Below are 13140 nucleotides of genomic sequence, written 5' to 3'. Positions count from 1 at the left end.
GTCACCCACAAAGCATAACGGAGGAATCATGGATACGCTTGAACATCAGGCCCAAAGCCTGCCCGCCCCCACGGCCGACCGCCCGCTTTTGGGGCTTACCGTTCTGGTGATCGAAGACAGCCGCTTTGCCTGCGAGGCGATGCGCCTGCTCTGTCTTCGCTCTGGCGCGCGGATCAGACGGGCCGACAGCCTGCGCGCGGCGCGGCGGCATTTGCAGGTTTACCGCCCGTCGATCGTGATTGCCGATCTGGGGTTACCAGACGGAAACGGCATTGATCTGATTGCGGAACTGGCACAATCGCAGCCCCGCGTGGATGCGCTACTGGCGATTTCGGGGGACACCCATCTGGCGGCGGATGCGCTGGCCGCAGGGGCCGACCGTTTCATGAGCAAACCGTTGCAGTCTTTGTCACAGTTTCAACAGGTCGTGCTGGCCGCCCTGCCCCAGCATCACCGTCCGCTGGGGCTGTCCGTGCTTGCCGATGAAACGATCACGCCCGACACTATCGCGTTGCAGGATGACATGGCGCATATGGATGACGTTCTGTCCGGCCCCTGTACGCCTCAGACGCTGGAATATGTCGCGCAGTTTCTGACAGGCGTGGCGCGCAGCGCACGGGACGCAGCACTGGAACAGGCGGCGACAGCGCTGGCAGCACGCAGCACCTTGGGCCTGCCCGCGATAGAAGAACAACGGGTGATCCGGTCGGTCCTGCGCCAACGGCTGATGCGGCAAATCGCGATCTAGTCGCGGGTCACGTCAGCGGGTCACTGGACACCCGCACGAGGCTGGTCAGATCGCCCAACCGTTCGCGCTGCTTGCCCTCTGCGTCAAAGTTTGCAGGGGAAAGCCACGCCTCGAAGGCTTCACGCAGGCCCGGCCATTCGGCGTCAATCGCCGCAAACCACGCCGTATCGCGGTTGCGCCCTTTAACGACAGCCGCCTGCCGGAAGATGCCTTCGTAGCTGAAGCCCAAGCGTTGCGCGGCACGGCGCGACGGCATGTTCAGCGCGTTACACTTCCATTCATACCGACGGTATCCCGCCTCGAATGCCCATTTCATCATCAGATACATGGCATCCGTTGCCGCCCGCGTGCGCTGCAACGCGGGCCCAAAGGTGATTGACCCGACCTCTATCGATCCGGCCTCTGGCGCGATGCGCAGATAGCTTGCCACCCCTTCGATATGCCCTGTCTCTAGGTTCTTGATCGCATAGAAGAGCGGGTCGTCTTTGGTTTCGACCTCGCGCACCCAGCGGTGAAACTGGGCAGAGGATGAGAACGGCCCGTCATACATATAATGCCACAGCTGATCCTGCCCTTCAAAGGCGCGGAACAGCAGGGCGGCATGGGCCTCGGCGTTCAGCGGTTCAAGCTGGGCGTAGCGGCCCGTCATTACCGTCCGCGGCGGGCGCGGCGGGACGGAAAAATCTGCAACAGGGGCACCAAGTGGGCCGGGGGGCTGGTCATCTTGTTTCATGCGCTTACGTTAAGGCCAAGCGCTGTCAGCGCCAAGACCCGAATGTCATATGACATCACCCAAACTGGAGCGCAGAAAAGTCCTGTTTTTGCCACAAACCCCTGCGAGGCTGATGGCATCCGCAACCACCAACCTACCCACGTCACCCATTCCAAGGGGCACATCATGTTCACCAAACTGCGCCGCATCTACGCCAAGGAAACCAGTTTTGACTGGACCGTCTTTGCGGCAAATGTGGTGGGTGTGGCGATCGTGGCACTGGCTTTTGCCCATGCGCGCGACTTTGGCGCGCAGACTGTGGTAGAGGTTGCGCACGCCGGTTTCTGACCTTTGGGCGTAGGCCGGCCTGAGATAGACTACCACCCCGACACCAACGCGTTTCCATCGCGTTCAAACGAAAAAGCCCGCCTTTGGCATATCCAAGACGGGCTTTTCTATGGGTATGTTGCAGGGCTTAGTCCTGCGGGATGACCCGCAGACCCAGTTCCATCAACTGATCCGACTGTGGTTCGCTTGGCGCGTTCATCATCAGGTCTTCGGCGCGCTGGTTCATCGGGAAGAGGATCACCTCGCGGATGTTCGCCTCTTCCGCCAGCAACATGACGATCCGGTCGATACCGGCCGCACACCCACCGTGGGGCGGGGCACCGTATTGGAACGCGTTCACCATGCCGCCGAACCGCTTTTCGACTTCGTCCTTGCCATAGCCTGCGATTTCGAACGCCTTGAACATGATCTCTGGCTTGTGGTTCCGGATGGCGCCAGACACCAGTTCGTAGCCGTTGCACGCAAGGTCATACTGATAGCCAAGCACCTCAAGCGGATCGCCCATCAGCGCGTCCATCCCACCCTGTGGCATAGAGAACGGGTTGTGTTCAAAGTCGATCTTGCCGGTTTCTTCGTCTTTCTCGTAGATCGGGAAATCGACGATCCAGGCAAAGGCAAAACGGTTTTCGTCCGTAAGACCCAATTCGGCACCGATGACGTTACGGGCACGGCCCGCGACACCTTCGAAGGACTTGGGCTTGCCGCCAAGGAAGAACGCCGCATCGCCCACGTCCAGACCCAATTGCTGGCGGATCGCCTCGGTACGCTTTGGCCCGATGTTCTTGGCCAGCGGGCCCGCTGCTTCCATGCCACCTTCGACCTCACCGGCTTTCAGCTTGACTTGGGCTTCTTTCACCGTGATGCCCAGTTCCTGTGCCACGCTGTCGGCGGTTTTCTCGCGCCAGAAGATATAGCCCATGCCGGGCAGCCCTTCTTTTTGCGCAAAGGCGTTCATGCGGTCGCAGAACTTGCGGCTGCCGCCTGTGGGCGCGGGAATGGCGCGGATTTCGGTGCCTTCCTGTTCCAGCAGTTTCGCGAAGATCGCAAAGCCGGAGTCGCGGAAATGGTCGGACACGACCTGCATCTTGATCGGGTTGCGCAGGTCGGGCTTGTCAGAGCCATACCACAGCGCCGCATCTTTATAAGAGATTTGCGGCCATTCCTGATCCACAGCCTTGCCGCCGCCGAATTCTTCGAAAATGCCAGTCAGCACGGGCTGGATGGTGTCGAACACGTCTTGCTGTTCGACAAAGGACATCTCGAGGTCGAGCTGGTAGAAATCGGTGGGCGACCGGTCAGCGCGCGGATCTTCGTCCCGGAAGCACGGCGCGATCTGGAAATACTTGTCAAAGCCGGACACCATCAGCAGCTGTTTGAACTGCTGCGGGGCCTGCGGCAAAGCGTAGAACTTGCCCGGGTGCAGACGCGACGGCACGAGGAAGTCGCGCGCGCCTTCGGGGGAAGACGCGGTGATGATCGGCGTCTGGAATTCTTTGAAGTTCTGGTCCCACATGCGCTTGCGGATCGACGACACAACATCGGACCGCAGCACCATGTTGTCCTGCATTTTTTCGCGACGCAGGTCGAGGTAGCGATAGCGCAGGCGGGTTTCCTCGGGGTATTCCTGATCGCCAAAGACCTGCAAAGGCAGTTCTTTCGCGGGCCCCAGCACTTCGATGTCGCGCACGAAAACTTCGATCTCGCCGGTGGGGATCTTGGTGTTGACCAGATCGGCGTCGCGGGCCTTTACCTCGCCATCGATGCGGATACACCATTCGGACCGCACCTTTTCCACCTCGGCAAAGACGGGGGAATCAGGGTCGCATAGCACTTGGGTCATGCCGTAATGGTCGCGCAGGTCGATAAACAGGATACCACCGTGGTCGCGCACACGGTGCACCCACCCGGACAGGCGAACCTTGTCGCCAACGTTTTCCTTGCTCAGATCGGCGCATGTATGGCTGCGATATGCGTGCATGACGGGTCCCTTTCGAGGGCTAGAATTGTTCGGGGCAGGTACACCGTTTGGGGCCGCGGAAGTCAAGAGTTTCCCGTAAAAACGGCACAAACCGCGGGTAAAACCCCCGCGTTAAACCGTGGGGCTGAAAATAGATGGGCCGCCTGCTCCTCCCAAAGCAGACGGCCCTTCCCGCGCGACGTTGATGATCCTCTTACAGGACCAATACATCAAGCGGCGGAAACCCGTTAAAGCCGACCGAACTGTACGAGCTTGTGTAAGCGCCGCAGTTCTTGATCATGACTTTGTCACCGTCCCTTAGGTCAAGTGGAAGGTCAACCGGATTTTTTTCATAAAGCACATCGGCACTGTCGCAGGACGGGCCAGCAAGCACACAGGGGCCGACGGGCTTGCCGTCATGCGGGGTCACGAACTGATAGCGGATCGCTTCGCCCTCGGTTTCGGCCAGACCGGAAAAACGCCCGATATCCAGATACACCCAACGGCGCGCCGCCTCTGCCGATTTGCGCGACACCAGCAACACTTCGGCCGCGATATGCCCTGCCTCTGCCACCATGCCGCGGCCCGGCTCTGCCATCAGGACCGGAATCTCGCCAAAGCGTTCTTTGACAGCGGCAACGACTGCGGCGGCATAGCCGCGCGGCGCATCCACCGGATCACCGTGATAGGCAGGAAAACCGCCGCCGATGTTCAGCAGTTGCAGGTCGTGCCCTGCTTCTTTCGCAGCGTGCCATAGCGGGGCGACCTGATCCAGAACGGGGTGCCAGTATTCGGCACGACGGGTTTGCGAACCGACGTGAAACGACAGACCATAAGGCACGAGACCCACGGATTTGGTGTACTCCAGCAGACTTGGCAGCAGCGAGCCCGCGCAGCCGAACTTGCGGGTCAGCGGCCAGTCCGCCATGGAATTCTCGACGATCAGACGGATATAGACGCGGGCGCCGGGGGCGTGCTCTGCGATTTTGTCGAGCTCTGCCTCGCAGTCGGCGGCGAACATGGTCACACCGATGGAATGGGCAAAGGCGATATCAACGCCGCGTTTGATGGTGTTGCCGAAAGAGATTTTCGCAGGATCCGCCCCTTGGGACAGACACAGCTCGATCTCCTGACGCGACGCCGCATCAAAGCCCGAGCCGCGTTCGACCAGCATACGAATGATCTCGGGGGCGGGGTTCGCCTTTACCGCATAGTGGATTCGCGCATCGCCCAGACCGGCTTGCAGCGCGTCGTATTGAACACCCACACGGGCGCGGCTGACGACGAGAGTCGGTTTGTCGAAGCTGTTGTTCCAGATGTAATCAGCCGCTTCGTCATAGTTCGATGCTGCGGATGTGTTCACGGTGGCGGTAGCTGTGGCGTTCATGGTCATCTCCAAAGAGCAAGGAAGGGCGGGAGTACCCTAACATGTCGTTTCAAGAGACGTTACCGTCGCTGCATAGGCGCGGGGTCAATCCGCGGACAGACGGACCGGCCAGAGGCGCGTGCGTTGGCGTCTGTAAGCGCGCATTTACGCTGTTTTCAGATTCGCGCAAGTGGCAAAATACTTGATACGACAATTCGTTTTTCAAGGAGGCACGCAAAGCGCTGCGTACCGGTGAGCGGTGACGGATCGGGGCTATTTTTCCCAATCCGTGCCGATGGCTTCGCGGTCCTTTTCGCGTTCTTCGGCTGCCATTTCCCGCACCTCGGCGCGCTCTTCGGCGTCGCTTTGTTCGGGCGTGGAATTCGACTGTGGTTCCCCTGTCAGGGCAAGCGAGAACAGGATCGGGAAGTGGTCGGACCCGATATTGGGCAAGCGCGACATACGGATCAGGCGGAACTCTGCATCATGGAACAGATGGTCAAGCGGCCAGCGCATGACGGCAATACCCGCATGGAATGTGTTATAGAACCCACGTCCGACCCGTGGGTCCAGCAATCCCGATAGCCGCTGAAACCGGCGGGTAGTGGTGGACCAAGCAACGTCGTTCAGATCGCCTGTCACGATCGCGGGCAGATCGTCCTTGCTGGCTTCGATGCCGACCAACGCGATCTCTCCGTCGCGGCCCTTGGTGTCGTGATAGGGCACGGGGGGTTCGGGGTGCACGATATACAAACGCCACATCCGCCCTGACGGCATCGCGACCTTGGTCCGGATCGACGGCACATCATCAACCAGCAGGTCCCGCACCTGCGTCTCTGACGGCTCCATCTTGGACATCATGACCACGCCATAGGAGTTATCCTTGGGCACTTTCACCCAATGGGGATACTGGTCTTTCAGCGCGTCATAAAGCGCATCGACCCAGTCTGGGTCCACCTCAAGCGCGGCGGCGATATCCGGGTCTTCGGTGCGGATCAGGTCGATCAGACGCTGATACTGGCGATTGGATTGTTTCACGTTTGACGCAAGGATGGTGACACGGTTTTCCGCATCAGCGGCCTGTGCCTCGGTCGCATCCACCGATTGGCGCGGCCAGAGCGGTGTGAATTTCAGGATGTAGCCCGTGTGGATCGCCGCAATCACAGCGAGGATCGCCAGCGCCGGGTTGCGATGGTCAGGTTCAAGAAACACCAGCGCCACGGCAGCCAGCGCCACGGTCAACACAAACAGCTGCTCACGGGGGAATGCCATTCCCCGGATCGCGCCGTGCGGTATCTTGCTAAAGGGAAGCACGCTGATCGCCGAAACGAGTGCGACAACGCCCCAAAACAGACCGAGTAATATCGTCGCCAGCATGCATGCCCCCTACGTCAAAAAAAGGGGCGCAGAGCGGTTGCCCTGCACCCCTAGCTCAACACAAGGTTAAGCGGATTTGTTCCGAAGCCGCCAGAAGGGCGGAACCGAATTACTTGTCCTCGTCTTCATCCGTGTCGGAACCGCCCTCGGGCAGCTTGAAGAAACTGTCGGCGTCAGAATAGTCGCCGTGGTCTTTTTCTTCGTCATCCGCAGGGTTGCCGGACAGGGTGAACGTTTCCAGACCTTCGATAGAGGTCGGCATCTTCGGTTCCGTATCCATGCCAAGCGATTGTTCGGTGCTGACCAGACGGCGGCGTTCGTCATCGGTCATCAAGCCACCTTCGGCGGCTTTCTTGGCAGCGGCTTTCTGGACAGCGGCGTCCAGTTCGGACTGTTTGCACAGCCCCAAAGCCACGGGATCGATCGGTTGGATGTTCGCAATGTTCCAGTGCGTCCGCTCGCGGATCGCCTGAATGGTTGGCTTGGTGGTGCCGACCAGCTTGCTGACCTGACCGTCGGAGAGTTCGGGGTGGAACTTGACCAGCCAGTAGATCGATGCGGGGCGGTCCTGACGTTTGGACAGCGGCGTATAGCGCGGGCCGCGACGTTTCTCTTCGCCTTGGGCTGACGCGTTGAACTTGAGCTTGAGCTTGTGCAGCGGGTTCGCCTGCCCTTTTTCGATCTCTTCTTCGGTCAGCTGGTTGTTGGCAATCGGGTCAAAGCCCTTCACGCCTTGCGCCACGTCACCATCCGCGATGCCCTGCACTTCAAGCTCGTGCATTTCCACGAAATCCGCGATCTGTTTGAAGCTCAAGGTTGTGTTGTCCACCAGCCATACGGCAGTGGCGCGGGCCATAATCGGTTTTGCCATGTCGGTCTCTCCTTAAAACGCACTTTCCCCGTCGCCTGAAATAGGCGGTCCTGCGGGGCAGAACGGTTTCCATTGTGGGGGAACTTGAACGCCTTATACTCGGACCGGCAAAATAAGGAAAGACCCCAATGCGATTGCTGATCCTGTGCCTGTGTCTGTTGCTGGCCCCGATGCCCCGCCCCGCGGCGGCCAAGGGCGAAATTGCAGGGGAATTCGACTATTACATGCTGGCGCTCAGCTGGTCGCCCAACTGGTGCGCGCTGGAAGGCGATGCGCGCGATTCCGCGCAATGCGACGCGCGCCACGACCACGGCTGGATCATGCACGGGCTTTGGCCGCAGCTGCATCGAGGGTTTCCCTCCTACTGCCGCACCGCCGAACGGCCCCCCACCCGTGGCATGACCGCCGCCATGGCTGACATTATGGGAACGCCCGGTCTGGCGTGGCATCAATGGAAGAAACACGGCAGCTGTACCGGCCTGTCTGCCACCGGATATTTCGATCTGTCGCGTCAGGCCTATGATGCCGTGACCCGCCCTGCGGTCTTTCGCAAGATCACGGGCGACATCCGCCTGCCCGCCTCGGTGGTGGAGGAAGCGTTTCTGAAAGCAAACCCGACGATGGAGGCCGATGGCGTTACCGTCACCTGCAAAAGCGGCTACATTCAAGAAGTGCGTCTATGCCTGTCAAAAACGCTGGAGCCGGTGCCTTGCGGGCGCGACGTGATCAAGGATTGCACGCTGGACGACGCGCTGTTTACCCCGATCAGATAAACCCCGCACTACGTGCGATCATTGCGGCGTCGGTGCGGTTGCGGGCGTCCAGCTTGCGGCACAGCGTTTTGACGTGCAGCTTGATCGTGACCTCTTGCAACTCTAGGTCGCGGGCGATTTCCTTGTTCGATTTCGCCTCCATCAAGCCGCGCAGAACCTGACGCTCCCGCTCTGACAGGGCCTTTTCAAAATCGGTTTCTTCGGGATCGTCCTTGCCAGACATAAAGTTGACCGGCGCGTAAATCTCGCCCGCGGCCATAAAGCGGACCGCGTTGACCAATGATTTCGCAGGCAGCGTCTTGGGCAGGAAACCGATCGCGCCCATGGCCAGCGCCTGTTCCGCGATCAACCGCGTTGCCGTGCCCGAAATCAGACCGACAGGCTTTTCCTCGTTGGCTTTCATGACCTTAGGCAGCGCCTCAAGCCCCTTCATGCCGGGCATCGTATAGTCGAGCAGTACCAGATCAAACGGCCCCTCTGCCTCTATCTTGGCCATCGCTTCGGGCAGGTCGCTTGCTGCAACCGTCTCTGTCCCGCCATCGGCGTCCAGAAACATTGCAATCGTTTCGCGGACCATATCGTGGTCGTCCGCAATCAGTATCCGTAATGCCATAAGTTCTTTCCTTCCCTCGCCACCACCTCAATGCTGCTTAAGTAGTCGTAGACCAACTTATGGGCGAATAATAGCACACATGAGGATAGGATAACTGTGTCGAATTTTTGACGGCTATACCTTCGTATAGTAACAATACCCTTAATCTCAGTCGCTCTCCAATCGGCGTTAACCTAAGGTTGATGTACAAACACAGGGGAAGGATACCGAGTAATGACGTTTCAAGCTTTCACCAAGACAATCACCGCCGCACTGTGCGGTGCCGCATTGGCCACTGCTGTAAGTGCACAAGAAGACGCCGTTCTGACCGTCACGGCAGGCGACATGGAACACACCTATACGATGGAGCAGCTGAAAGAACTGCCGTCGTCCAGCTTCGAGACCGAAACCATCTGGACCGAAGGCGCGCAGACCTTTCAGGGCGTATCGCTCAAGGATCTGATGGACACGCTGGACGTGTCCGAAGGTATGATCGAAGCAACCGCGATCAACGACTATGCGGTCGAAATCCCGATGGAGGATGCGGTGTCCGACGGGCCGATCATCGCCTATGCCAACAACGACAAAGAGATGTCGCGCCGCGGGAAAGGTCCGCTATGGATTGTCTATCCCTATGACAGCGACGTAAAGTACCAGACAGAGACGATCTATAGCCGTTCTATCTGGCAGTTGAACCGGCTGGCGATCAAGTAACCGCAAGGCATGTTTACCATGGCCGATTTGATGCAGGACGGCCCACAGCGCAACAGGGTAAGATATATTCTTGCCCTGGCGCTGATGGTCGGCATCCTGCTTGCCGGTTACCTGGCGTTCAACGTCTGGGACCGCGTGCGCGCCCTTGGCAGCGCGCAGCAGGATCATGCCGAATGGGTGTTCTCGCAGCTTGAAATCGACTTTCTCAAACTGGATGGTGCCGTTGAACAGGCGCGGTCCGGTGATGAAAACGATCTGGCGAACCTGCGCAAACGGTTCGACATCTTCTACAGCCGCACCGAAGTCGCCGAACGCGTACAGCAAAGCGGCGACCTGACCCGCGAAATCCAGAAGATACAAGCGGTTCTGGACACACAGATCCCCCTGATCGACGGCAGCGATGAGGCGCTCGCCGCCGGTGTGCCCGCCCTGTCGGAAGCGCTGGACACGGTCGAGGATATGCCGCGCAACATCGGGCTTGCCTCCATCTCCTTTGCCGCCAAAGCGGCGGAGGCCGAGCGCAAAGAGATCGCGCAGCTGATCGAGATCTTGCTGGTGATCGTGGTGACCGTGACCATTGCGCTGCTGGGGGCGATCCTGCGGCTGTCGCGCCAGACGATCACGCTCAACCGAGCCTCGCGCGAGGTCGAACGCAACCACTCGCAGCTTGAAACCATGCTACGCGCCTCGCTTGATGCGGTGATGGTGCTGTCGGTAGATGGCGAGATTATCGATTTCAACGGCTCTGCCGAAGAGGTCTTTAGCATCTCGCGCGATCATGCGCTTGGGCGCAGCTACATCGAACTGCTGGTCCCCCCTAAATTGCGCCATCGCCAACGGGATAACCTCGCCCATTTCAACGAGACCGGCAAAACGCGGCTGGCCGAAACCGGCCGTCACGAGACAGAGATGATCGACGGCACCGGGCGCATCTTCCCTGTCGAACTTTCCGTGTCGCTGGCGCGGTCAAACGACGCGCCGGTTTTCGTCACATATATCCGCGACATCACCGACAAACTGCAAAAAGAGCAGGAGATCATCCGCGCCCGCGACGAGGCACTGGATGCCTATCAGGAAAAATCGCGTTTCTTCGCGATGATGAGCCACGAGATGCGCACGCCGCTGAACGGCATCCTCTCTGCCATCCACTTGCTGCATGACGACAAGCTGGACGCCGAACAGCGCAAATACGTCGAAGCGGCGCTGAAATCCGGTGACATCCTGCTGGGCCATATCGACGACGTGCTAGCCATCGAACGCAGTGAGGCCGAAACCAACGACAACGAGTTGCAAGCCAGTGATATGGTCGCGCTGACCGCCGGCATGGTCAACACCATGACGCCACTGGCCAAGACATCGGACACGCGGCTGCATCTGGATCAGGACGGGCTGACCGACACACCCATCCTGACAGACCCGCGCGCGGTGCAGCAGATTCTGGTCAACCTCATCAGCAACGCGATCAAGTTCAGCCCCGACGACGATATTGTGCTTAGCGCGACCTATGACATGGAAACGGACAATGCGCCGATGCTGCATATCGAAGTGGCAGACAATGGCCCCGGTATCCCGCCCGACGACCTCAAGCGGATTTTCGAGGATTACGTATCGCTCGACAGCCGCTACGAGCGGCGCACAGGGGGCACCGGTCTGGGGCTGGGCATCGTGCGGCGGCTGGTGCACCGTCTGGGCGGCACGATCACCTGCGTCTCGGAGGTTGGCAAAGGCGCGCGGTTTATCGTGCGACTGCCAGCAGACTTCGTGCAGACAGAAGCCCCGCAGCCCGTCGCCCAACCCCAGCTTGATACCGAAGACACCCCCGCGATGAACTTGCTGGTCGTCGACGATAACGAGATCAACCGCGATCTGCTTAAGGCAATGCTGGGCCGTCTGGGTCACGAGGTCACCCTTGCCAGCAGCGGCCCCGAAGGCATTGATCGTGCGGCCGAACAGAGATTTGACGCGATCCTGATGGATATTTCGATGCCGGGGATGAGCGGGCTACAGGCCACGCAGGTGATCCTTCAAGGGGGCGGGCCCAATGCCAATACCCCGATCATGGCCGTGACCGCCCACGCCCTGCCCAACGAACGCGCGGCCTTTACCGCGGGCGGGATGACCGGCTTTCTGCAAAAACCCATCAACACGCGCCGCCTGAAAACCGCGCTAAGCGAGCTTGTGATGCCCGCCGCTGAGGGTGCCTCTGATGCGACTGAAGCGACGCACGCCGAGCCGCAGCATCCGGTACTGAACGCCAATCAGGTGAACGAATTGTTCGAACTGCTTGGCCCTGAAAAGCTTGCCGATCGCATTGGCAATCTGCGCCAACGTGTAGAGGGGCAATTGCCGCCCCTAGCCTCTGCCGAGGACCGCGACGATCTGCAACGCAAGACCCACGACCTTGCCGGGTTGTGCGGCATGTTCGGCGCAGAGCGTATGCACGCGCTGCTTGCCACCATCGAACAGGACTGCAAACAAGGCGACGTGGACAAAGCCCGTGATCAGGTCGCCAAAGTGCCCGCGGCATGGGCCGAAACCCTTGATGCGTGGGAGGCGCGCCTGTCGGCGTAACGCCCTCTGAACGACGAAGGGCGCCCTGATATCAGAGCGCCCCTTGCCTCATATTATTGCCCGCCGCTTAGGCGTTGGCGTCAACCTTCAACACGATCTTGCCGATATGGCCGCTTGTCTCCATGCGGGCATGCGCCTCGCTCGCGTCCTCGAACGCGTATTCGCTGTCCATCACCGGTGCGATCTTGCCCGCGTCCAGCAGTGGCCAGACCTTCTCGCGCAGTTCTTCGGCGATCTTGGCCTTGGCCAGATCGCTTTGCGGACGCAGGGTGCTACCGGTCATCGTCAGACGGCGTGTCATCAGCGTGGCAAAGTTCACCTCTACCTTGGGCCCGCTGAGGAAGGCGATCTGCACAAGACGGCCGTCTTCGGCCAGCGCTTGCAGGTTGCGCGGGATGTAGTCGCCGCCGACCATATCAAGGATCAGGTCTGCCCCGCCCTCGGCTTTCAGCACATCAACGAAATCCGAGTCACGGTAGTTGATCGCGGCCTCGGCCCCGAGTTTGGCGCAGGCGTCGCATTTGCTGTCGGTCCCTGCCGTGGCAAAAACCCGTGCGCCGAATTCGCGCGCCAGCTGGATCGCAGTCGTCCCGATGCCCGACGACCCGCCATGCACCAAGAACCGTTCGCCCGCTTTCAGGCCACCGCGCATGAACACATTGGACCAGACGGTGAAGAATGTCTCGGGCAGGCAGGCGGCTTCCTTCATGTCCATGCCCTTGGGCACCGGCAGACAATGGGCCGCAGGCGTCGCGACATATTCCGCATAGCCGCCACCGGGCAGCAGCGCGCAGACCTTGTCGCCGACTGCCAGATCGCTGACGCCTTCACCCACGGCGGACACCACGCCCGAGGCTTCAAGCCCGGGAAGATCGCTGGCAGTGGGGGGCGGCGCATACATGCCCGCACGTTGCAGCGCATCGGGGCGGTTCACACCGGCATAGGCCACTTTGATCACCACTTGCCCGTGAGCCGGCTGCGGCATGGGGCGGTCGGTGGGTTGCAGCACTTCGGGTCCGCCGGCTTTGGTGATCTCTATCGCACGCATGGTTTCTGTCATCGACTACGTCTCCTCCGTAAATCAGTGTTGCCGCACCATAGGCACGGTTTT

At 60.0% G+C, this 13140-nt stretch carries 12 protein-coding genes; 5 read left to right on the top strand and 7 right to left on the bottom strand.

What is annotated here, in order from left to right; all coding sequences use genetic code 11:
- Positions 1–28: 28 nt before the first annotated feature.
- A complete protein-coding gene (locus ACTRWK_RS07330; protein WP_005851256.1) occupies positions 29–748 on the top strand; it encodes a response regulator in 720 nt (239 codons plus the stop codon).
- A gap of 7 nt (positions 749–755) precedes the next feature.
- Here the strand turns inward: ACTRWK_RS07330 and ACTRWK_RS07325 are convergent, their stop codons facing one another.
- Positions 756–1481 (bottom strand): GNAT family N-acetyltransferase, encoded by a 726-nt coding sequence (locus tag ACTRWK_RS07325; RefSeq protein ID WP_132997524.1) that lies wholly within the window; start codon positions 1479–1481, stop codon positions 756–758.
- A gap of 165 nt (positions 1482–1646) precedes the next feature.
- On the opposite strand from ACTRWK_RS07325, the gene ACTRWK_RS07320 reads away from it, so the two are divergent.
- Positions 1647–1808: a hypothetical protein gene (locus tag ACTRWK_RS07320; protein ID WP_260004746.1), complete on the top strand. Its 162-nt coding sequence runs from the start codon at positions 1647–1649 to the stop codon at positions 1806–1808.
- A 127-nt stretch (positions 1809–1935) separates the two neighbouring features.
- Here ACTRWK_RS07320 and aspS read toward each other — a convergent pair whose 3' ends face one another.
- The 4 genes from aspS to ACTRWK_RS07300 all read right to left on the bottom strand — a co-directional run bounded on the left by aspS (position 1936) and on the right by ACTRWK_RS07300 (position 7379).
- Positions 1936–3786: an aspartate--tRNA ligase gene (aspS, locus tag ACTRWK_RS07315; protein ID WP_289081821.1), complete on the bottom strand. Its 1851-nt coding sequence runs from the start codon at positions 3784–3786 to the stop codon at positions 1936–1938.
- A gap of 193 nt (positions 3787–3979) precedes the next feature.
- Entirely contained in the window at positions 3980–5158 is a 1179-nt protein-coding gene (locus tag ACTRWK_RS07310; RefSeq protein WP_005851249.1) for a type III PLP-dependent enzyme, read from the bottom strand.
- Between the two features lie 246 nt (positions 5159–5404).
- The gene (locus tag ACTRWK_RS07305) at positions 5405–6403 is read right to left on the bottom strand and encodes an endonuclease/exonuclease/phosphatase family protein (RefSeq protein WP_278374861.1); all 999 of its coding nucleotides are present in this window, start codon (positions 6401–6403) and stop codon (positions 5405–5407) included.
- A gap of 214 nt (positions 6404–6617) precedes the next feature.
- The gene (locus tag ACTRWK_RS07300) at positions 6618–7379 is read right to left on the bottom strand and encodes a DUF1013 domain-containing protein (RefSeq protein ID WP_037943117.1); all 762 of its coding nucleotides are present in this window, start codon (positions 7377–7379) and stop codon (positions 6618–6620) included.
- A gap of 128 nt (positions 7380–7507) precedes the next feature.
- On the opposite strand from ACTRWK_RS07300, the gene ACTRWK_RS07295 reads away from it, so the two are divergent.
- On the top strand, positions 7508–8152 hold the full coding sequence (locus ACTRWK_RS07295) for a ribonuclease T2 (protein ID WP_289081822.1): 645 nt from the start codon (positions 7508–7510) through the stop codon (positions 8150–8152).
- On the opposite strand, the gene ACTRWK_RS07290 is transcribed toward ACTRWK_RS07295, so the two are convergent.
- Positions 8145–8765: a response regulator transcription factor gene (locus ACTRWK_RS07290; protein WP_005851242.1), complete on the bottom strand. Its 621-nt coding sequence runs from the start codon at positions 8763–8765 to the stop codon at positions 8145–8147. The genes ACTRWK_RS07295 and ACTRWK_RS07290 overlap by 8 nt on opposite strands.
- Before the next feature lie 213 nt (positions 8766–8978).
- Between ACTRWK_RS07290 and ACTRWK_RS07285 the strand changes: the two genes are divergently transcribed.
- Both ACTRWK_RS07285 and ACTRWK_RS07280 read left to right on the top strand, forming a co-directional pair.
- Positions 8979–9458 (top strand): putative pterin-binding protein, encoded by a 480-nt coding sequence (locus ACTRWK_RS07285; RefSeq protein ID WP_009825937.1) that lies wholly within the window; start codon positions 8979–8981, stop codon positions 9456–9458.
- Positions 9459–9476: 18 nt separating this feature from the next.
- Complete coding sequence (locus ACTRWK_RS07280; RefSeq protein ID WP_289081824.1) at positions 9477–12029, top strand: hybrid sensor histidine kinase/response regulator; 2553 nt, start codon at positions 9477–9479, stop codon at positions 12027–12029.
- 67 nt (positions 12030–12096) lie between these two features.
- Here the strand turns inward: ACTRWK_RS07280 and ACTRWK_RS07275 are convergent, their stop codons facing one another.
- Complete coding sequence (locus ACTRWK_RS07275) at positions 12097–13089, bottom strand: NAD(P)H-quinone oxidoreductase (protein ID WP_184583287.1); 993 nt, start codon at positions 13087–13089, stop codon at positions 12097–12099.
- Positions 13090–13140 lie beyond the last annotated feature (51 nt).

The sequence above is a fragment of the Sulfitobacter sp. G5_S2_6_S6 genome (assembly GCF_054968505.1).
The sequence above is the reverse complement of the archived record's forward strand: the minus strand, read 5'-3'. Positions and strand labels throughout refer to the sequence as shown.

Coding starts and splice junctions, on each gene's coding strand:
- ACTRWK_RS07330 (WP_005851256.1), top strand. CDS start 29: ATGGATACGCTTGAACATCAGGCCCAAAGCCTGCCCGCCCCCACGGCC.
- ACTRWK_RS07325 (WP_132997524.1), bottom strand. CDS start 1,481: ATGAAACAAGATGACCAGCCCCCCGGCCCACTTGGTGCCCCTGTTGCA.
- ACTRWK_RS07320 (WP_260004746.1), top strand. CDS start 1,647: ATGTTCACCAAACTGCGCCGCATCTACGCCAAGGAAACCAGTTTTGAC.
- aspS (WP_289081821.1), bottom strand. CDS start 3,786: ATGCACGCATATCGCAGCCATACATGCGCCGATCTGAGCAAGGAAAAC.
- ACTRWK_RS07310 (WP_005851249.1), bottom strand. CDS start 5,158: ATGACCATGAACGCCACAGCTACCGCCACCGTGAACACATCCGCAGCA.
- ACTRWK_RS07305 (WP_278374861.1), bottom strand. CDS start 6,403: ATGGCATTCCCCCGTGAGCAGCTGTTTGTGTTGACCGTGGCGCTGGCT.
- ACTRWK_RS07300 (WP_037943117.1), bottom strand. CDS start 7,379: ATGGCAAAACCGATTATGGCCCGCGCCACTGCCGTATGGCTGGTGGAC.
- ACTRWK_RS07295 (WP_289081822.1), top strand. CDS start 7,508: ATGCGATTGCTGATCCTGTGCCTGTGTCTGTTGCTGGCCCCGATGCCC.
- ACTRWK_RS07290 (WP_005851242.1), bottom strand. CDS start 8,765: ATGGCATTACGGATACTGATTGCGGACGACCACGATATGGTCCGCGAA.
- ACTRWK_RS07285 (WP_009825937.1), top strand. CDS start 8,979: ATGACGTTTCAAGCTTTCACCAAGACAATCACCGCCGCACTGTGCGGT.
- ACTRWK_RS07280 (WP_289081824.1), top strand. CDS start 9,477: ATGGCCGATTTGATGCAGGACGGCCCACAGCGCAACAGGGTAAGATAT.
- ACTRWK_RS07275 (WP_184583287.1), bottom strand. CDS start 13,089: ATGACAGAAACCATGCGTGCGATAGAGATCACCAAAGCCGGCGGACCC.